This window comes from Kitasatospora sp. NPDC059599, from assembly GCF_042735125.1.
Lineage (GTDB): Bacteria > Actinomycetota > Actinomycetes > Streptomycetales > Streptomycetaceae > Kitasatospora.
Genome location: NZ_JBHWCL010000005.1, coordinates 1 through 19,396, shown reverse-complemented (window position 1 = coordinate 19,396; position 19,396 = coordinate 1). Strand labels below are relative to the sequence as shown.

At 70.7% G+C, this 19,396-nt stretch carries 14 protein-coding genes and 2 pseudogenes; 12 read left to right on the top strand and 4 right to left on the bottom strand.

The genetic code is table 11. The features are described from left to right. Positions 1–71: 71 nt before the first annotated feature. Entirely contained in the window at positions 72–743 is a 672-nt protein-coding gene (locus ACFV04_RS02830) for a hypothetical protein (RefSeq protein WP_380526378.1), read from the bottom strand. A 186-nt stretch (positions 744–929) separates the two neighbouring features. Here ACFV04_RS02830 and ACFV04_RS02825 point away from each other — a divergent pair. The 4 genes and pseudogenes from ACFV04_RS02825 to ACFV04_RS02810 all read left to right on the top strand — a co-directional run. Continuing rightward, positions 930–1,343: pseudogene (locus ACFV04_RS02825) on the top strand (IS5/IS1182 family transposase); the annotation flags it as partial. A 649-nt stretch (positions 1,344–1,992) separates the two neighbouring features. After that, positions 1,993–2,229, top strand: a complete 237-nt coding sequence (locus tag ACFV04_RS02820; RefSeq protein ID WP_380526376.1) for a hypothetical protein — start codon at positions 1,993–1,995, stop codon at positions 2,227–2,229. Positions 2,230–2,238: 9 nt separating this feature from the next. Then, positions 2,239–2,460: pseudogene (locus ACFV04_RS02815) on the top strand (helix-turn-helix domain-containing protein); the annotation flags it as partial. 247 nt (positions 2,461–2,707) lie between these two features. Beyond that, on the top strand, positions 2,708–5,170 hold the full coding sequence (locus ACFV04_RS02810) for a tetratricopeptide repeat protein (RefSeq protein WP_380526567.1): 2,463 nt from the start codon (positions 2,708–2,710) through the stop codon (positions 5,168–5,170). Positions 5,171–5,297: 127 nt separating this feature from the next. Here the strand turns inward: ACFV04_RS02810 and ACFV04_RS02805 are convergent, their stop codons facing one another. Then, positions 5,298–6,059, bottom strand: a complete 762-nt coding sequence (locus tag ACFV04_RS02805; RefSeq protein ID WP_380526374.1) for a hypothetical protein — start codon at positions 6,057–6,059, stop codon at positions 5,298–5,300. Between the two features lie 1,146 nt (positions 6,060–7,205). Here ACFV04_RS02805 and tap point away from each other — a divergent pair. Continuing rightward, complete coding sequence (gene tap / locus ACFV04_RS02800; protein WP_380526372.1) at positions 7,206–9,896, top strand: telomere-associated protein Tap; 2,691 nt, start codon at positions 7,206–7,208, stop codon at positions 9,894–9,896. A gap of 593 nt (positions 9,897–10,489) precedes the next feature. After that, a complete protein-coding gene (locus tag ACFV04_RS02795) occupies positions 10,490–12,379 on the top strand; it encodes a pentapeptide repeat-containing protein (protein WP_380526370.1) in 1,890 nt (629 codons plus the stop codon). A 306-nt stretch (positions 12,380–12,685) separates the two neighbouring features. Here ACFV04_RS02795 and ACFV04_RS02790 read toward each other — a convergent pair whose 3' ends face one another. After that, entirely contained in the window at positions 12,686–13,372 is a 687-nt protein-coding gene (locus tag ACFV04_RS02790) for a hypothetical protein (RefSeq protein WP_380526368.1), read from the bottom strand. Positions 13,373–14,312: 940 nt separating this feature from the next. Here ACFV04_RS02790 and ACFV04_RS02785 point away from each other — a divergent pair. Next, entirely contained in the window at positions 14,313–15,449 is a 1,137-nt protein-coding gene (locus ACFV04_RS02785) for a hypothetical protein (RefSeq protein ID WP_380526366.1), read from the top strand. 441 nt (positions 15,450–15,890) lie between these two features. Continuing rightward, positions 15,891–16,154 (top strand): TIGR02391 family protein, encoded by a 264-nt coding sequence (locus tag ACFV04_RS02780; protein ID WP_380526553.1) that lies wholly within the window; start codon positions 15,891–15,893, stop codon positions 16,152–16,154. Between the two features lie 36 nt (positions 16,155–16,190). Here the strand turns inward: ACFV04_RS02780 and ACFV04_RS02775 are convergent, their stop codons facing one another. Beyond that, a complete protein-coding gene (locus tag ACFV04_RS02775) occupies positions 16,191–16,883 on the bottom strand; it encodes a DUF4241 domain-containing protein (protein ID WP_380526364.1) in 693 nt (230 codons plus the stop codon). Positions 16,884–17,247: 364 nt separating this feature from the next. On the opposite strand from ACFV04_RS02775, the gene ACFV04_RS02770 reads away from it, so the two are divergent. From ACFV04_RS02770 to ACFV04_RS02755, 4 genes are all read left to right on the top strand, one after another. Further along, the gene (locus tag ACFV04_RS02770; RefSeq protein ID WP_380526362.1) at positions 17,248–17,466 is read left to right on the top strand and encodes a hypothetical protein; all 219 of its coding nucleotides are present in this window, start codon (positions 17,248–17,250) and stop codon (positions 17,464–17,466) included. Positions 17,467–17,469: 3 nt separating this feature from the next. Further along, on the top strand, positions 17,470–17,742 hold the full coding sequence (locus ACFV04_RS02765; RefSeq protein ID WP_380526360.1) for a hypothetical protein: 273 nt from the start codon (positions 17,470–17,472) through the stop codon (positions 17,740–17,742). 703 nt (positions 17,743–18,445) lie between these two features. Beyond that, on the top strand, positions 18,446–18,568 hold the full coding sequence (locus tag ACFV04_RS02760; protein WP_380526358.1) for a hypothetical protein: 123 nt from the start codon (positions 18,446–18,448) through the stop codon (positions 18,566–18,568). A gap of 302 nt (positions 18,569–18,870) precedes the next feature. Then, positions 18,871–19,299 carry a hypothetical protein gene (locus ACFV04_RS02755; protein WP_380526356.1) on the top strand — a complete coding sequence of 143 codons (429 nt, stop codon included), beginning with the start codon at positions 18,871–18,873 and terminating at the stop codon, positions 19,297–19,299. Positions 19,300–19,396: the final 97 nt, after the last annotated feature.

Below are 19,396 nucleotides of genomic sequence, written 5' to 3'. Positions count from 1 at the left end.
AGGACCGCCTACGCAGCCGAGGTGGCCCGCCGATCAGACGCCGGCGAGACTCTGGATCACTCCTGATGTCCTCAGCTGGTGCTGTCCCTGACGCCTCCTCGCAAGCCCCACTCGTCCAAGCCGGAATAAATCAACGCGGTGCGGCTCCGCGGAAAGGAGTGGGCCTCGGCCTCACCTGTGTAGACGGCCACCAGGGAGTCGGCCCCTCGCCACCAGGCGTCGGCCAGGCCCATCACTTCGCGCACCGGCTCGAACCCGTCCAGCACGATGCCATCGATATCGTCGCCGGTGACCTTGATGATCTGCTTCGCCCACATGGACGCGTGGTGGGTCAGCGCGAGCGACTCCACCCAGCCCTCGACGGTGGCGTGGAGAGGGACCCACTGACCTGTGTGAATGCCGAACTCGCCAGACGGCCCGATCATGAACCCGTACGGGACCGCGGTCCGCTGCATCCCGGCCTCGAACCACCAACCTTCAGATTCAGAGCCTTCAGGGGAGTCCGCTTCGAGATACCTCGGGCCGCCGTCGTACTGAGATGCGGGTGGGAGGACCAGACCGCCCCAGCGCTCTTCATAAGCCGCCATCCGGTCGATGACCGCCGCCGGGATGTCTCGCTCAAGCCACCACTGTCTGTGGTCCTCAACGTGCCTGACATCGACTTTGACTCCGTGCGCTTGGACGAACGATCGAGCTCGTCGAGTCAGGCCGTCGGGCACATCGTTGAAGAGGTTGAGATTCACCAGAAGGACGCTACCCGCCCCAGGGACAGCAGGCCCCGGCCCCCCCTGTGCATCCCGCAGTACCGCGTCCCGGTCGAGCTGAAGACATGGACTGGGCTGCCCTATTCCGCACGCCCGACAGGCCGGGCCGGCAGCAGGTGCTGCCGGCCCTGGTCGAGCGGGCACATCTCCCAGGCGGCATGGTCCAACGACACCATCGCGTTCGGCCAGGTCCTGGACGGGATCTGCGTCCCGCGGTCGGGCTCGGGCTGCCCGCACACGACGCCGTTGCGGGTGCTGGGCGATAAGGCCTCTTCCAGCAGGGCGATCCGCTACCTGTTGCGGCGCCGGGGCGTCGCTGTCACGATCCCCGAGCGCCGCGACCAGGCGGCAAACCGCAGGCGGCGCGGATCCCTCGGCGGCTGGCCGCCCGCGTTCGACCGGGCGATCTACCGCGACCGTAGTGTGGCCGAACGATGCTTCGCCTGCCTCAAGCAGGTCGCGCGATCGCCACGCGCTTCGACAAGCTCGCCAGCCGCTCTCGCGCCGGAGTTGCCCCGGCCTCCCTGATCATCTGGCTCCGCGAACGGGCCAGATGATCATTTTTCGGACAGACCCTAACTGCGGGCCGGGGCTGCGGGAATGTCGAAACCCGCAGGAAGGGGCTCCCGGATTCGCCGCGACTCGGTGGTACAGGGGCTGCCGTCCGGTTGGTGGGTGGGCGTTCGGGGACGCCTTGGAGGCGTCCCCGAACGTGGCCAGCCTGGTGGCTGGTTGCCGGCTCCGCTACGACCGGGGCACGGCGATGGTCCCCGGCGTGGGTGTCTGGGCTGCGGCCGGGAGGTTGTCATCAATGTGTCGCGCCCCGGGAGAAGCGGCTGCGGGTTGCAACGCTTTTACACCGGACACCGTGCTGCTTCCGGCAGGTGCGCGCGGCATTGAACGCGCTCTGACCAGTACAGATAGGTCACATAGGGGGCTCTGTTTTTGCACCAAAACCCGGACAACCATGCAACAGGCCCAAGGGTGGCGCGGACGCCGGACTGAAAACCGGACAAGCGTCGACTGCTGCCAGGACTCCGGTGCCCTGATCTGCGGAGACCCCCTGAGCCGGGTCCAGGTTGTTTCAAGCCCTGGCGGAAGAAAATGTCCAATGGCTCAGCCAGGGCTTCGGCGTGTTCAACACTTAGCGGCGCGGTGTGGTGGAGGACTACGACCCCTTCCCACACCTGATGTCTCGTCAAAGCTGCGGCCATCGGAAGGACTTCACATGAACACACAGGGCAGGCCCGCACGGCGCAGAAGCCGCGAGGGCAGCGCCGACGGGCGGGTTCCCGCCGGTGTCGTCGTTCTGGCAGTGGCGGTGCTGGCCGTCTTCGTCGCGCTGGCTGCGATGGGGATGTCGACCGAGACGATCATCGTGCTGTCCAGCGCGGCCGTCGTGACGGCGGCCGAGTTGGTGAGACGGCTGGTCTCGGCCGCCTCCACAGGGCGCCGGCGCAGGTGAGCGAACGCCGTGGGAAGGCCGAAGAAGGCGATCGCCGAGGGAGCGGTCGCCGGGCACCTCGCCGAGTTTCTCCAGGCTCTGTGCTCGCGCAGCGGAAGGACCTACGCACAGATGTCCCAAGAGACATCGCCGCGTATATCCGTCGCCACGCTCTCCCGGGCCGCGTCCGGGCGCCGTCGTCCAGGGCTGGACGTCGTGCAGGCCTTCGCCCGGGCGTGCGGTGCCACCCCGTCGGAGATGCGAAAGGCGGAGCGACTGTGGCGCAAGACCCCAGCGAACTCGTCAGCGGCACGTGGACAGGTCTCGACCGACTGGCATGAGCCCGAACTGCTGAGCGAGGCACACCACCTGCGTGAGCAGATGCGCACGGCGCTGCTGCTGAGCGGCAGCCCCTCGCTGCGCGCCGTGGAGGAGCGGGCCAAGCACATGGGCCTGAGCCTGTCCCGGAGCACGCTGGGAGACGCGCTAGCCGGGCGTGGTGCCTACGGAGCAGGTGTTCTGTGTGTTCATGCGGGTGATCTCACAGTTCGACGGCTCGCCGGCGGCGGGCTATCCGGACGTCGTGTGGGAGCAGCTGTGGATGCGTCTTCAGGCTGTGGGACGGGTGCGGGGCCGTGAACGGGGAGCCGGAGCTGTAGGGATGCTGCCGCGGGATGGCCGGGCAGGGACTTCGGCGCGCAGGATCGGGGGATCGCGGCGTCGGTCGTCGGCGCCGCGGGCCTGGGTGCGGCCCGGGCTGGTGCGGGAGTTCAAGGACTTCGTGCACACGTTGTACCTGGAGGCGGGGTGGCCGTCGCTGGCGGACATCGCTGCCGCGGTCCGTCTGGACGACTCGCTGGATTCGGCGCCGACGCGGGACACGGTGAACAGACTGTTGCACTCATCGGCGCTCGGGCTTCAGGTGGATGCGGTGGCGGTGGCGGTGGCGGTGGCGGCGGTGGTGGCCCGCATGGCTGGGGCCGAGCCGGTGACGGCCGGCGCGCAGGCCCGGGAGCTGTGGATCCGGGCAGCGGCGGAGCGGCCGTACGGGCGTGCGGTGGCCGAGGCGGACCCGTTGGCTCTCGGAGTTCGGGAAGCGGTGGCGCTCGCGGACGCCGAGGACGTGCTGCCGGTCCTGGTGCCCTATGTCCGGCGGGACCACGACCAGGCGCTCGACGACGTCGTGCGGCAGGCCGTCGAGGGTCACAGTGCGATGGTCGTTGCCCGTGGCCGCCGGGCGACCGGCAAGTCGCGTAGCTGCTGGGAGGCGCTGCAGCGGCTGCCCAGGACGTGGCGCCTGGGGTACCCGACGGACCCGTTGGACGGTGAGCATGTGGTCGAGGTGCTGGCGCAGGCCGGGCCGCGCACGGTGGTGTGGCTGGATCGGATCGACCGGTACCTGGACCCTGCGCAGTGCTCTGCTGCGGGGCGGGTCCACGCCGAGATCCTCGATGCTCTGCACGACCAGCGTCGTGCCCCGGTGCTGGTGGTCGGCACCATTTCGGCGACGACGGCGCTGCTGAACCGGGCACGCGGGTCGACCGGGGCGGTCGCCACGGCGGCGCGAACCCTGGTCGAGGACTGTGCCGTCAACGTGCCGGACCGGTTCACCGGCGACGATCTTGTCTCGCTGACCGGAGCTGTCGGGCGGGATCCCCGGCTGGCCCTGGCCGATGTCAACGCGACCCGGGGGGCCGTGGCCCAGTTCCTGTCCGCGAGCCGCAACGTCCATCCGCTGCTGAAGACCCGGAATCTCCACACGGCTGTCGAGAGGGGGGACACCCATACCCTGCACATGGCCGGAGCCCTCCTGGAGCAGTCGGGTCGTCTGGAGGAGGCGGCAACGTGGTACCAACGGGCTGCGGAAGCCGGCGACCCTCAGGCCCTCGAGCCGGCGGCCAGGCTGCTGAGCGAGAACGGCGAGCCATACGAGGCGATCTCATGGCTGAGGACCCTGGCTGAGGCGGGCGATGCCAACGCCGCTGTTGCGGCCGCACGGCGGCTTCTTCGCGAAGGCCGGGACGAAGAGGCGGTTGCGATCTATCAGAAGGCGGCGCTGGCTGACGGGCACGATCACGCGCTGCGGGCGGCGGTCTCGCTGATGCAGCGCAACGGTCGGACCGAGGAAACGGTCCGATGGTTGCGGACAGTGGCTGCTGAGGGAAGGCCGGCTGCCCTGCGGGAAGCCGCGCACCTGCTCTGGGACGCGGGGGACAGGACGAGGGCCCTGCGCTTCTACATGGATGCCGGGGAGGCGGGGGACCTGACGGGATGGCGCAACGCTGCGGAGCATCTTCAGGGGCTGGGCCGGGACGACGAGGCGATCGTGATGTATCGGGCGGCGGTGTACCACGGTGACCGGTCGAGCATGCTGCCGCTGGCGGATCTGCTGACGTCGGCAGGCCGGGAGAGCGAGGCGCTGTCGCTCTATCGCGAGGCTGCGGGGGCGACGCCCCCGGACCTGATGGCCTTGTGGCGGCTCGCGGTGCTCTACCGGACGACCGAACGGCCCGACGAAGCTCTGGGGTGCTTCCGGGAGCTGTCCGCGCTGGGCGATTCGAAGGCGTCGATGCAGATCGGGCTGATCCTGCGGGACAAGTGCGAGAGCGACCGGACGCTGGTGGACGAGGCGGTCGCGGCGTTCACGAAGGCCGCCGACGCGGGGGAATGGCACGCCTACCGGGAGGCGGTGTGGCTGCTGCGCAACCACCGTGGTCTCCAGGCCGCAGTGGCCTGGCTCCAGCACCGCGTGGATGCCAGGGACCGTCGGGCGGTGCGGGAGATGGGGGATCTCTTCCGGGAAGCCGGTATGCAGGAGGAGGCCCTGGCCTGGTACTCGCGGGCTGCTGAAGCCGGCAGCCAGTACGCGGCCCAGCAGGTTCTGCACCTCGAGGCCCGGGCCTCGAGGAGCGGGGGCGAAGGCGAGGAAGACGATCTTGGACCGTTGAGGCTCAGCAGCTGAAGCTACCAAGCCCGTGATGAACTGGAGATGCGCGATCTTCACGCCGGCGGCGACCCGGTTCCGCACTCGGTTGCTCAGGAGCCGCTGGTCGCCGACCTGACCTTCCTCGGCGCCGCCGTGAGGACGGTCACCCGGGGCGGCGGCCGGTCAGTTGGTGCCAGCGGTCGTAGGCGGCGTTCAGTTCACGTCGGGCCTGAGGGATGCGAAGGTCGTTCTTCAACCGGGCGGTGACCTGCTGCAGGTTCTGTTCGGCCTGGCGGCGGTCGCGGGTGTCGGCGGTGACGCGCCTCAGTTCGGCTTCGGCCTCGGGGATGAGGGCTTGGAGCTGTTTGAGGGCGGGCCCGGTGCTGGCGATGGCGTTGTGAACATGGACGACGAAGGCACGTACGTCTGCCTGTGGGGTGCTCTCCAACGCGAGAGTGAGCAGCTCGCGCTGGCCGTCGGGCGGCGTCAGGTAGATGTAGGCCTCTGCAGGGGAGTACTGGTCGTCGATCGTGAGACCGAGGAGTGGGTGGGTGGCGCCGGTGCGCACCCGCAGGGCGTGCTCGTACAGATCCAGGCGGTCGCCGAGGGAATGGAGCAGCGCTCCGCGGCCCGGGGCGCGCAGCGCTGCCAAGTGGAGTTCGGCATTTCTCACCCGGGCCTCGTGCTCGTTTGCGGCGTCGGCCGCGGCGGAGTGGGCGCGCTTCTGCTCGGTGGCCACGTTCTGCTCCGCCCGGCGCAGGTTCCATCGGGCCGTGTGCAGCTTTTGCCGCTCCGGGCTGTGGCGGGGGTCGAAGGCGTGCCGCCAGGTGCCGGGGTAGAGGCTCCTCCGCCAGGCCACGATGGCTACGGCGGCCAGGACTGCCACGATCGACCAGAACAACATGGTCCACACGGATTCCGCCACGGCTTCTCCTCGACTGGGTCTGGTGTACGAGTGCGCTCCGGCCGCGTCGGCGGTGCATACCGTCCGGCCGGATACAGGGTCAGTGGGTGGCTTAGGACGACGCCGACGACTTGGAGGGTGGCGTGGCCGCAAGAACGTGGCGGCGATCAGGGCCCAGAAGGTGTCGACGGTGAGCACTGCGTCGGCTCGGCTGCGGAGACGATGATGATCGCTAGGAACATCGACGCGCTGATCGTGCACTGCACTGCCCACCCCGACCCGACACCTGACTCTGTGTAAGGCTCCGGTCACCCGGGGCCTGCTGTGTTCGGGTGAGCATGCCAGAGGTGCGTCCAGGCTGGGGCCGCTTCGGGGAAATCCAGCGGGCGCGACCAGGCCCGTCAGGAGTTCGCCGCAGAGCGGCTGCCGGGCCTGGTTCACCCAGGAGGAGCTGGCGGCCGAGCTGAAGACCCGGCGGGAGACGATCGTGCGGTGGGAGGCCGGGACGACGCATCCCCGCCCGCCCAAGCACGAGTTCTACATCCGGTTCCTCGCGACGCTGGCGCTGCAGCACGGCACGGTGGAGCCGGCCGAGTGGCTGCGCCGGGCGCAGGCCGCCGGGCTCGTGCGCGCCGAAGCCGGCCCGGCCGCAGCGGGCCGGCCCCCAGTCCCGGTTCAGGGCGTACCAGCCGCCGTACCCGGGCCCGATCCGGTGCCGGAGGCGTTCGCCGCCGCACCGGCGGCGCAGCCGGCGTCGCTGGACCATAGGCCGGACGGCTTGCTGCTGCTGGCCGCGCCCGCGCCGTGGGTGCGATGCGGTCGTGCGACGCCGTACCGCTCGCAGGGCCGCCCGGTCCACGCGGGCGGCTGGTGCACCCCGGCCCCGGCCGTGCCGCCCGCGGCCACGGTCCCGGTCACGGAGGAGCCCGGCGTGGCCGCGTACGCCGAACCGGTGGCTCCAGTCGCTCCGGTCGCTGCGCCCCGCCAGGCCGCCCCCGCGGCCGGTCCGGTGGCGCGTCGTGCGGCTCCGTTGTCGGGTCCGGTGGCCGGGTCCGTGCAGGGCGCGGAAGGCTCCGGCGAAGAAGCCCGCTGCCGAGGACAGGCTGGCGGACTGGGAGGCTGCGGCCGCCGCGCGGTTCCTGGCCGGGCCGCTCGCGGTGCTGGGCGTTGTCTCGGGCGGGAAGGCCCTGGTGGCCCTGCCTCGCCGACGACGGCGAGGCCGCCACCGCCCGTGCTGGGCGCACCCTCGCCGACGTCGTGGAGTGCGCGCTGGAGACCGGGCTCGGCTTGCCCCGCCTGCACCGCCACGGCAAGGACGGCGACGCCCTGGTCGCCCTCACCGACGCCGCGCTCGCCGAACTCAGCCTGCCCCCGCTCGGGCGGGACGAGAGGAAGGAGTTCGTCCCCCGGCTCGGCCAGCTGCCGAAGACCCATAAGGCCGTCAAGCAGATCGAGAAGGCCGGCTGGCTGCTGACCCAGCGCGGCCTCGGCCCGTGGGCGCGGATCTACCGCACCCCCGAGGACGGCAAGCGCCAGTGCGTGCAGCTGTGCATCCCCGCCTGGGGCGCCCTCGCATCCGGCGGCTGGCAGATCCCGGACGGCCTCGCCGCCTCGGACCTGGCCCGGCTGCTCGGCACCTACACCACCCGCGTCCTCACCCCGCTCGGCTCCACCGCCGTCTCCGGCCTCGAGCTCGTCACCGCGCTGCGCCCGCCGACCCGTGCGGTGCGCACCGAGGCCGGCTGGACGTCCGGACTGGTGGAGGGCTCCCGCCCGAAGGACGCCTTCGACCCGGCGCCGCCGGAGGTCCTGGACGTCCACCCGCTCGCCCAGGACCGGGAGCCGGGCGGCGAGCTGGTGACCGAAGCCTGGGACTGGCACCGCGAGCTCACCGACACCGAGAAGCGCTCCGCCTGGGCGGTGGGTCTGGACGTCAACATGGCCTTCCTCGCCGCCGCCGGCCGCCTCACCCTGCCGCTGGGCCCGCCCGTGCACGTGGTCAACCCGGTCTTCGACCCGAAGATCCCGGGCTCGTGGCTGGTCGACCTGTCCGGCCTCGACACGAACCCGCTGCTCCCCAGCCCGTTCACCGCGGACGGCTCCCGCCCGACCGGGCCGGCCTGGTACAGCACGGTGAAGGTCGCCTACGCCATGGAGCTCGGCGCCCGGGTACAGCCCACCGAGGCGTACCTGCGCTACGAGCACGGCCCCTACCTCGACCCGTGGCGCAATCGCCTGCGGCAGGCCTACCTGGACACGATGGCCGCCCTGGGCGTCCCGCTCACCCTCGCCGACACCGACCCGGTCGCGTTCCTCGACGCCATGGCCGCCGCCAAGCAGGGCGACCCGGCCGAGCTCGCGGTCCTCACCGCGATCAAGCAGACCGCCAAGGGCACCATCGGCAAGATGCGCGAACGCCCCCGCGGCCACGGCTACAAGCCCGGCGAGCGCTGGCCCGCACTCGACCGCCCGACCTGGGACCCGCTGATGCGCGCCCTGGTCATCGACACCGCCACCGTCAACCTCCACCGCAAGCTCCGCAAGATGGCCGGCGACACCGGCCTGCACTGCTTCGCGGTGCTCTCCGACTGCGCGGTGTTCGCCTCCCCGGGCCCCGGCGCCCTGGACGTCCTCGCCTGCCTGGACGGCACCCTCACCACCTCGCTGCGCCTCGGCGTCAGCCCGGGGATGGTCAAGTTCGAGGGCAGCAGGCCGATGGCCGAGATCGCCGAGCTGCTCGCCGACGGGGCGAACCCGCCCGGCACATCAAGACCGGCGGGATCGTCTCCGCCGATGAGTAGCCGCACCGGGGTCGGGCCCGCACCACGCGGGCCCGGCCCGCACGATTCGTCAGCAGCGGGCCGCCGACCGGCGGCCGGACTAAGGGGAGGACCCGATGGAGCACGACCCGCGCGCCGAACAGCTCGCCGCCGCCTGCTGGCGTCACACCAGGTTGGGGTCCGCCGCCTGGACCCGCTTGAAGCCGGAGGTCCGGGCCGAGCTGACCGGGCAGGCCGACGCCTGGCTGCGCGCCGCGCAGACCGCGGGCATCGTGGCGCCGGCCGCCGCGCCGAGCGAGGACCATACCGCCCTGTGGCTGGACGACCAGGGCGGCGTGTGGAACGACGTCCCGACCCGCGACGGCGACGGCCTGGCGCTGCCGCTGGTCCACGCCCGCGAGGGAGCCGTCTCCCGCCGCGACCTCGAAGACCGCGGCCACCGCCTCACCCTCATCGGCTGGACCCGCTGAACCCGACCGCCCGGCGCCGGGCGGTCCCCACCGCCATCACGACCTCGAGGAAGGACAGCCCAATGGGGGAGATCGACGAGGGCCTGGAGCGCGCCGAGCGCACCCGCCCGATCCCGCAGTCCACCGCCGCCCGGATGCGGTTCCTGCTCAAGGGCGTCATGGGCTCCACCAAGGCCCTGGCCGCCGAACTCGGCGTCAGCCAGCGCACCGTGCAGCGCTGGCTCAAGGGCCAGGCCGTCCCGAAGGCCGCCGCCGCGAAGAAGGTCGAGCAGCAGGTCCGCGCGAAGTGGCAGCCCAAGGTCAAGCAGCGCGTGCGCAACGCCGCCGAGACCAACGGCTTCATGCTGCACATCTCCGGCACGTTCGGGTACAGCTCGGCGGCCGGCTCGACCGACGACCCCCGCCCCCGCACCATCACCCAGAAGATGCCCGGCACCGTGGCCCAGAAGCTGTACGCGGCCCGCGACGCCGGGGCCAGCCAGGCCGAGCAGGAGCGGATCCTCGCCGAGGGCCTGCGCGAGCACTACTTCAAGGACAACGGCCACCGCGCCCGCAGCCTCGACGTCGAGCTCAACGACGTCTCCTGGATGGACCTGGAGGGGCTCTAGACGCCCCGAACACCCCGCCACACCCCTCTGTGTCGCCGAAAAAGAAGTCCCGGCCGCTCCCAAGCGGCCGGGACTTTCCATTTGCGCGACCCCGCACGCGAATTCACCGACGAAATTCGCAGAACAGAATGAGCGACCACTACGACCACTCCGACGATGACGGCCTGTCGTCCCTGCCGCTGCCCGTCGTGCACGCCTACGCTCCCGCCCCGCCCTGGCCGCCGACCGTACGGATCGTGTTCCCGAAGACCCGCCCCACCCCGCGCTGTAGAAGCCGGGCCGGCGGGCCTTCGCCCGCTACGCTGCTGCCGGTGCCCGCCGGACCCGAGGACGCACGATCCGGGCCATCACCGGCGGGCGCCGTTGTCCTCTGACAGGCGATCTTGACCGTTTGCCAGGCGAGTTTGACCGCCCGGACTCATGGGGCGGATTCGGTCTGGATCTTGCCGCCAGGGAGGGATAACCGTCATTACCTTCCCTCTCCGACGGCTGCCGGGAGGGTGAACCCGCGCGCCAGGCCGCCGCCGGACGCCGCCGAAGTCGTATGAGCGGACGACGATGGATGCCATGACGCACCGGACGGTCTCCGGGCCATGAGTACGCCGCCCGCACCAACGCCGCAGCCGCCCGACTGGCCGCACTGTGGGTACGGCGCCCACCGCCCGGACGACCCGGTCGGCTGCCGTGGTGCCCGCGTCCCCGGTCATGTCGCCTGCCTGGCCCACCTGTCTGATCCTGGTCGCGCCGCCTATTTCGAGGGACTGGCCACTGGTGACGACATCGACCATCGCGGCACCCCCTTCACCACCCCCCTCCTCAACGCGCTCCTCGATGCTCTCCGAGACCATGCCGGCGGACCTCCTCTGTTGGGTCAGGCCCTGTTCGATCAGGCGACGTTCAGCGGTGATGCCGTGTTCAGTTTGGCAACGTTCACCGGCATCGCCGGATTCCTCGGCGTGACGTTCAAGGGCGACGCCATTTTCAGGCAGACGACCTTCAAGGAGGTCGTGTTCGACGATGCGACATTCACTAGCGTTGCTTGGTTTGCGAAGGCCACGTTCACAGAGTCCCCCGCGTCGTTCGCGAGGGTAATGTTCGACGGATACACCACCTTCAAAGGGGTGACGTTCGCCGGCAACGCGCACTTCAGCGCAGCCCGGTTCACCAAGCCGCCGATTTTCGGACCGCTGATGTCTTTCTATGAGATTGACCTGTCCGGCGCGGTCTTCGAGGCGCCGGTAACGATGGAGATCGCGGCGGACGAGGTGCACTGCGTGCGGACGCAGTGGAGGTCGACGGCGGCCCTGCACCTGCGCTACGCGACGGTGGATCTGACTGATGCCGTGCTGTCCGCCCCCGTAGCCATTACCGCTCACCCCACCCATTTCGAAATCCCCAAGACGTGGCTCGATGAGACACCGTGGCGCGACGAGGGATCACTGGACGCGTCACTGACCGAGCACCTTGACCGCCAGTCCACTGTGCGGGTCGCCTCTGTGCGAGGGGTGGATGCGGCCCACCTAGTTCTGACCGACGTCGACCTGACGTCCTGTGTCTTCTCGGGAGCGTTCCACCTGGACCAAGTCCGCTTGGAAGGCCAGTGCACCTTCGCTCGCACACCCGCAGGCTTCCACTGGCGCTGGAGCTGGTACAAGAGCTGGCTCTACCGGTGGAGCCGCCGACGCACGCTGGTCGAGGAACACCACTGGCGGGCTGAACAGACCGACGAGGTTGAACAGTCCGAAAAACGGTGGCGCTGGAGCTCGTTCAGGAGCTGGCTCTACCGGTGGAGCCGCCGACGCACGCTTGCCGAGGAACCCCACTGGCTGGATCCCCGCTGGCTGGCTGAGCTTGAGAAGTCCCACCTGCCCAAGCAGTCCGACGACAGAAAACCTGACCTGCCGCGTAGCTGGAGCCAGGACGGTCCAGCGTTGAGTCCGGCACACCTGGCCGCAATCTACCGGCAGCTGCGTAAGGCGTTCGAGGACAGCAAAAACGAGCCCGGCGCTGCAGATTTCTACTACGGTGAGATGGAGATGCGCCGACACGACCGGGCAGAGACCCCGTTCTCGGAACGTGCACTGTTGTGGGCGTACTGGCTGGTCTCCGGCTACGGTTTGCGAGCCTTCCGCGCCGTGGGCTGGCTAGTCGCGATGATGTTGCTGACTGTGGTCCTGCTGATGCAGTTCGGGTTGCCCCAGGACCCGAGCCCGACGCAGCAGACGCAGGGCACGGTGACAGCAGGGCAGAACGTCAGCCTGAGCACCACGCCTCAGGAGCCCGGAGGAGCCGCACCCGGTGCGAAGTTCACCGTACGACGCCTTGATTGGGCGACTCGAACTGCGTTGAACTCGGTGGTTTTCCGCTCTGGCGGGCACGGACTGACCACCAGCGGCACCTACATCGAGATGGTCTCCCGGTTCCTTGAGCCGATCCTGCTCATCCTCGCCCTGTTGGCGGTGCGCAACAGAGTCAAGCGCTAGGAGTGCGAGCCGGGACGACACCGCGCCTGTACCCCTACAGGGAACCAGATTGATCATTATCCTTCCCTCCCACCGACGAGATCCGGACCACGAACCCGCTGAACCGGGCGGCCAAACTCACCTGGCAAACGGTCAAGATCACCTGTCAGAGGACGGCCGTGCTGCCGCCTGCCTGGGACAAGGCTGGGCTGGGACACCCCTGTCCCACCCTGCCCGGTATGCCCCGATTCGCTAGGACGGTCCCACCCCATATCCCCAGATGGCGGCGTTCTGCGGCCGGACCTGAGACAAGGTGGGACAGCCCGGTCAGGTCTGCCGGAAGTGGACCAGCGGCGGGTGCTCCACGGCGTCCGGGTCGACCCGCGGATCGTAGGCGGCGAGCCCGGCCGTCCGCATCCGTTCGGCGATCCGCAGCCACTCCCGGTGGTCTACCTCGGAGGTGAGCACCGAGTGGTCGACGTCCGGGTCCTCCAGCGCCAGGCCCCGGACATGGTGGAGCTGCGCCAGCGCCTTCTCCGCCGCCCGGTCGATCTCGGCCGGCGTCATCCCGTCCGCGTCCCGGCACACCAGCGCGCGGTGGAAGTGGTCCGTGTCTGGGTGGAGCTCCAGCTGCTCGTCGGCCGGGCGCAGCCAGCGGGCCGGGATGGTGTGGGCGATCGTGCCGGGGAAGGTGAGGGCCTGCCCGTCCGCGTCGGTGACGATGCCGGTGATCTCGTACTCCTGGCCCTCGGCGAGATCGAGGGCCGCGGCCTGCTCGGCGGTCAGGCGCAGCGCGACGCGTCCGGCCGGGACGTCCCGGCTGACCACCACCGTGCCGGGCTCCTCGCCGACGTCGGTCACCGTCACCGTGATGCGCCGGCCGCGGACCAGGTGCAGCTGCATGTTCGCCCGCCACTGCTCGGGCGTGTCTCCCGGACGGCGCAGCTGCTCCGGGAGGCGCTGGGGGATGCTCGCGATGTAGGCCTCGCCGACCACGACGTCCCCGGTACGCATCGCTGTCTCCTCGTCCGTGCCTGTCTCCATCGTGCCCGGCCCGGGGCCGCGCACCGCACCCGCAAGGCCGGTGAGTTTGCCCCCGCACCCGGTGAGATCCGCCCCGCAAGGCCGGTGAGTTTCGCCCCGCCAAACTTTCCACCGCAGGTCAGAGCACTGCGACGGGCATCGCACTTCACCGCCTGGCGCTGCGCGCCGCCCCGGCCGGACCACCGGCCGGCCACCGTTCCAACCGCCCGTTCCGCACCTTGCGCATGCGCAGTGCGGGACCTCTGCGCATGCGCAAGGCCAGCCGTTGCGCACGGTGCGGGCCTTGCGGATCCTGCGCACCGACCATGCGCACGGCGCCGGGCCCGGCTTGCGGGACGGGACCGTACGGCGAGGCCGGCTCCCTCCGTGCTGCACCGGCCGGTGCAGCACCGGTGCAGCACGGGGTCCTGCTGCATCCGTCCCGGTGACACCGTCGTGCAGCGCGGCGGCGACATCCTGGTGCAGCACAGCGCGTCACCTTGCTGCAGTGCGACGACATCCTGGTGCAGCAGCGGCGACACCGTCGTGCAGAACCCCCCTGACCCCACCTGCCAGCGCCGGAGTATCGCCCCGCCTCCGGGGGCGGGGCAATCCCGCACAGGCGGCTGACCTCGGCGGCTACCATCCCGGACATGGACAGCGCCCCGGCCGACCGCGGCCACCGACCAGCCGGCCGACGGCGCGGGCCAGGTACGACTGCTCCAACCCGCTGCCTGCGGGCCGCACCCGGGCGCCGCTGTACTGCTCCCGCTCCTGCCGCAGCAAGGTCGACCGCGCCAAGGCCAAAGCCCAGGAAGCAGCCGTCGGCCCCGCTGCATCAGCCGATGCAGCCCCGCTGCAACCCGCGTGTCGCCGTGGTGGCCGGGGATATGCCGTGCCTGCGGTCGCATCAGGCCATTACGCTGCCCGAATGACCCATTCGTCGGCCCCGTCGCTGACCCTCGAAGCCGCCAGGGACCTCCAGCGTTTTCTCCGTGCCGAGATCGGGCCGGGTCTCAGCGAGCAGGAACTCGATGACGTCGAGGCCCGGTTCGGCTTCCGGTTCGCGGCCGACCATCGGGTCTTTCTGTCTGCCGGCCTCCCGCACGGGTCCCGGAGCTGGCCGGACTGGCGGCACGGTGACCCTGAGGACCTGCAGGCGCGGCTCTCGTGGCCGGTCGAGGGTGTGCTGTTCGACGTCGAGCACAGCGGGTTCTGGTTCCCGGCGTGGGGGCCAAGGCCCGAGGAGACGCCCGCCGCGCTACGGATCGCACGGACCGAACTGGCGACCGTCCCGCAGCTGGTTCCGGTCTACAGCCACCGCTACCTGCCAGGCACGGAAGGCGAGTCGGGTCACCCAGTGCTCTCGGTTCACCAGACCGACATCATCTACTACGGGATCGACCTCGCCGACTACATCCGGGCCGAGTTCACCGGCCGGCCGAGCGGGCTCTCCCGGGCTCGTGTGACCGTCGGCTTCTGGTCGTACATCGTCGAGGGCGGCCCGGAGACCGAGTTCACCACGCCGCACGACCCGTACGCCACCACCGCGAAAGAGGCGGTCGAGCACCTGCGGATGCTGGCGCTGGAGCGCCTGATCGGCCGCCAGGTCTACGAGGAGCAGCTGGTCCAGGCCGGATTGACGGCAATGGCGCTCGACGTCGAGGCGCCGTCCCTACCGCTGCTCGCAGGCCTGTCCCACGGCGAGTACGAGCAGGCCTCCGCGCTCTTCGAGCAGGTGCTGACCGAGCTGGGCATTGCTTATAGCCTGCCTACCGGCGACACCGAGATCCCATGGGAGTCAGCCCGCTGGGAGCTCGTCCGCTGGTGGCTCCGTCTGATCGTGACCGGAAGCATGGCACCCGCAGCTGGCGGTGGCGTGATCACATACGACGGGTGGGGCATGCTGGCCCGGCCCCAGGAACTGCGGCCGCTGGTCGACCTGGTCGACGACTGCAACGACTGGGAGACGAAGCAGCACCACACACCCGAGGAGCTCGCCCGAATGATCGTGGCGGAGGCCGAGCGGCTGCTCGCCGGCCCCTGGCCGCCGTACGGACCACGGTGAAGGCTCGGACGGCGACGACCTTCAAGCGCCGGTGGTTCTGCTAACGGGCCGGTAGCGGCCGTGGGAGAGTGGAGTTCGGGCCAGCGGTTCGGGCCGCCCCGGGCCGAGGTGTCTGCGGTGACCGTGAGAATGATCAGTCCCGCTGGGCTGCGCGGCAGGCCGGCTGCCTGGACCGGCGGGACTGGCGTCGTGTGATGCGCCTGGTCATGAGGGTGATCGCGGCCCGACTGATCAGCGACTCGGAGTGCTGGATGAGCCGTTCATAGTTGCGTGCGTGTCGTCTGGACTGAAGCGGCCGCTCACTGGCCGGGTCACCGGTTCCAGGTCGCGGTGCGGGAAGCCGCAGGGGCGTTGAACATGCGTTGGAAGGAGTAACTGGGCCGTACGACGTGAACGACACCCGGTTCTGGCAGGAGACTCTGCTGGTGGGCGAGCCCAGCCCTGGCCGGCCGAAGCTCGTGTGGCCCGCCAGCCCCCACTGACAAGACGAACAGGAGCATGCGTGGTGGGCTGGAACCGCTGGCCAACGCCCTTAACAACTCGGTGACCGGCCTGAACCTCATTGTCCGCAACGTCACGACGCACACCCGGGACGAACTGGCCGAGCAGGAGGCCATGGAGCGCCTGGCCGCGTGCAGCTACCTGGCCCGCCGCCTCGACCAGTGCGAGGTCCGCACCGTCGAGGAGACCGGGGAGACCCGCTGAGCGAGGCTCTCGGAAGCTGTCGGGAGCGTGTCCTGGTCACGGGCCGGTGGACACCGGGCCTGGGACGACGATCACCGCGACCTCGCCGTCACGTGTGCGGCCCGCCCAGACCTGAGCCCAGCCTTCCGGGACGCCGAAGGCCAGCAGGTCGGCCTGGCGGGCCTCGTCGCGAGTGAGCTCGAAGTAGCCCTCGCAGAGATCCTCGGTGGCCCGCTCGATCGGTGGGCCACCGAAGCCGGCGGCGGCCACGTCCGCCAGGTAGCGGCGGAACGGCGCGGTCAGCGGCTTCCAGGCGGTGGCGTCGGCGAGGCAACCCATGGCCTCCTCCGCCGTGAACCCCGCGTCGGCAGCGTGCCCACCCGGCTCGTCCTCGCCCACGCCGAGGGCGATTTCCCAGGTGACCACCGGCTCGTCGCGCACCCGCAGACAGGTTGCGGCGCACTCCCGGTGCTCGGCGTAGAAGCCTCCGACGAGGCTGGGAGAGTCCGCCCAGGAGACCTCCACACGGTACTCGCCGGGCGGGATGCGGAGCGCGAGCTCGCGCGGCGGCTCGGCGCTCCAGGGCGAGTCCACGGCCAGCCGACCGCTCGGCACCCGGACCGTGGTGACCTCCTCCACCTTGGCGATCTCGATCCAGCTGTACGGGGTGTGCGGATTGCCGCCGATCCGCAGACCCGGTGTGAACAGTCCGTCGAGGTACTCGCGCGACTCCGGCCCGACCGCATCCATGTCCGCCCCTGCTTCCTCTCCCCTGGCATCCGCCGCCCGGACCGTACACGCCCCCACTGACAACCGGCTGCGGATGACCCCTGCACCGTTGCCGGCCGCTCTGACATGGGGTGACGGCGGGACCGCCGAACGCGCCCGACCGGGGTTCGGGGGAAGGTGGCTGGAGGAGGGGGTGAGACTGGCGAGTTCACGCCATGACGTGTCGCGTACTGCCGGAGGAGGCGGGCGAGGAGGAATCGGTCGGGCGGTGAAGCGGACAGCGCGGGCGCGCCGTGGGGGTGTACAGCCGTGCCCGTGCCGACGGTGCGGTCGGGTTCCGGCGAACGCCGGGTGGTGGTGTGTGTGCACCTCTACTGTGTCGGGGGTGACGATGCCGCCGATCGCGTGGGTGCGTACTGCCCGTACCCGGGTCCGGCGGCTGATGCCGCGGGCCCGTTTCAAGGAGACCCTGGCCGACAAGGTCAGCGGGGACCGGGCCCTTGCGGCCGAGGAGGCGGTACCCGAGGCGGAGGGAGCGCACCTGGACGGCCGGATCCGAGGTGTCCTGCTTCGGTGGCACACCGTGGACACGGCCGTTGAATGAGGGATGCGTCGGGCGTTGTGGGTGTGCGTGGCGGTCGCGCTGCTGGGTGCGGTGAACAGCCCGTGGGTGCGCCGTCCCCCGCAGCCGACGCGGCAGGAGATGGCCGACTTCGTCGCGGGCGGTGTGGTCTGGGGGATGGTGGCTCTGCTGGTCGTTCCGGGCCTGCCAGTTGTGGGGACGGTCGTGCTGTGCCGGCTGGTGCCCAGCCTGAAGTGGGCTGAGGCGGTCATGCAGTTGTGGGGACGGTCGTGCTGTGCCGGCTGGTGCCCGGCCTGAAGTGGGCTGAGGCGGTCATGGCGTTCACGGCCGTCCTCGCCTGCTCGGCCGTCTTCCTGGTCGTCACTCTCCAGGGGCGGCACAGGCTGCTGACGCCCCTGCCGGGGGACCCAGGCGAGGGCCAACGGGTCGTGGGTCGGAATGCTTGCGGCATGCCTGGCCGGCATCGCGCTGGGTGGGTACTACGTTCTCCACGGCCGGGCCCGGGTCAAGGCGGCGCGCAAGAGAGGCCGCCCATTCGACGCGGTGTGCGTCCGGCTGGCGCGGCTGGTAGCCGATCTCCACACGAAGAGGCACCGCTGGTTCGCCGCCGAGGACGTCGCGGACTGGTCGAGACGGCTGGAAGGGATCGCGGTCGAGGTGGAACGCGCCGGCATGTACCCGGGGCGCATCCGCGAGCCGTGGCCCGAGGTGGCGGCTGGCCTGCGGTTGGAAAGCCTGCGGATCGCCGCCGTGTTCCGCGCCCACAAGCGCGACCTCGCCCAGGCCCACAGCACCGCCGCGGTCGACGAGGTGACCGCCTCGCTCGTGAACGGCCTGCAGGCGCTGCTCGCGGGGGACCGAGCGGCGCTGCTGGCGGGTGCGCCGTCCGAGGTCGTCGCCCCGGGCCGCCTGGCGCGGTGGATGCCGCGCCTGGCGCCAGCGTTGGTTTTCGCCGCAGCCGCGGTCGCCGATGGTCCCGTTCGTGGCGGACAGTCCCGGGATGGCCACGAGCCTGCGCTGGACCTTCGCCGTGATGGGCGCGGTCTCGCTCGCCACGATCCGTCAAGACGTCGCGGCGCAGGTCAACGAGGTCTTCGGTCGTGCCGTCTCCTGGGACAAGTGACCCACGAGCAGCGGCACCGCCCGATCCGACACGCACAGTCCAGGCCGTCCCCGGCGGGCGCCGCTCCGCTGCCGGCCCGGGGCGATCCGGCCGAGCGGAGCGCATGCTTTCGGCCGGACGCTGTCGCGCCGGGTGCGGCCGGTCACCCCCCGCACCCTACTGGCCAGTAGACATGCCGTCACCAAGCGAACGCAGAAGGTAGTCTGGCGCCCCGGCAAAACAGCGGCGGGACCCTTCGAAGGTACCCAAAAGGAGCCGGCCGCAACGGACTTCATCACCCACCATCCGAGGGGCCACCCACAGTGACCGGTCACCATCCCCGCACGGACGAGGGCCTCGACGCCCCCTTGCCGGAGAGCGCGTACGCCGCAGCCCTGGGACCGGTGGCCGAGAACACCGCGGTGGCCCGCCTGCAGACCGCGCTCAGGCACGACGGCGAGTACCCGCGCGCCTCCCTGGAGCGGGAGTTCCGGCTGCGCCGGGCGGCGCTGGCCGACCGCCTGGCGCTGCAGAGCGGCGACGAGCAAGACGTCACCGAGGCCGCGCGTACGGCGTACGAGCTGCTCGCCTTCGACCTGACCGACGGCCGGTTCGTGCTGGGTCCGGCCGGGCCCGGCTCGTCCACGTGGGAGGCATCCGCGCGGCCGTATGTCCGCCAGGAGTACGAGAGGTGGGCGGAGCTGACCGACGGCGGCCGGGACGCCTGCGTGAAGAACCCGGGCAGCCGCTGACTCCCGGCCACGGCCGGATCGTCCTCGGCATGCAAACATCGCTGTTTCCCGCGAGTGGCCCGGTCGGCGTTGCCGACGGCGGTGGCTCGGTTCGCTA

What these genes read in the sequence shown, in the direction of transcription:
- ACFV04_RS02820 (WP_380526376.1), top strand. Translation starts at nt 1,993, where the DNA reads ATGAACACACAGGGCAGGCCCGCACGGCGCAGAAGCCGCGAGGGCAGC.
- ACFV04_RS02795 (WP_380526370.1), top strand. Translation starts at nt 10,490, where the DNA reads ATGAGTACGCCGCCCGCACCAACGCCGCAGCCGCCCGACTGGCCGCAC.
- ACFV04_RS02790 (WP_380526368.1), bottom strand. Translation starts at nt 13,372, where the DNA reads ATGCGTACCGGGGACGTCGTGGTCGGCGAGGCCTACATCGCGAGCATC.
- ACFV04_RS02785 (WP_380526366.1), top strand. Translation starts at nt 14,313, where the DNA reads ATGACCCATTCGTCGGCCCCGTCGCTGACCCTCGAAGCCGCCAGGGAC.
- ACFV04_RS02775 (WP_380526364.1), bottom strand. Translation starts at nt 16,883, where the DNA reads ATGGATGCGGTCGGGCCGGAGTCGCGCGAGTACCTCGACGGACTGTTC.
- ACFV04_RS02765 (WP_380526360.1), top strand. Translation starts at nt 17,470, where the DNA reads ATGCGTCGGGCGTTGTGGGTGTGCGTGGCGGTCGCGCTGCTGGGTGCG.
- ACFV04_RS02760 (WP_380526358.1), top strand. Translation starts at nt 18,446, where the DNA reads ATGGCCACGAGCCTGCGCTGGACCTTCGCCGTGATGGGCGCGGTCTCG.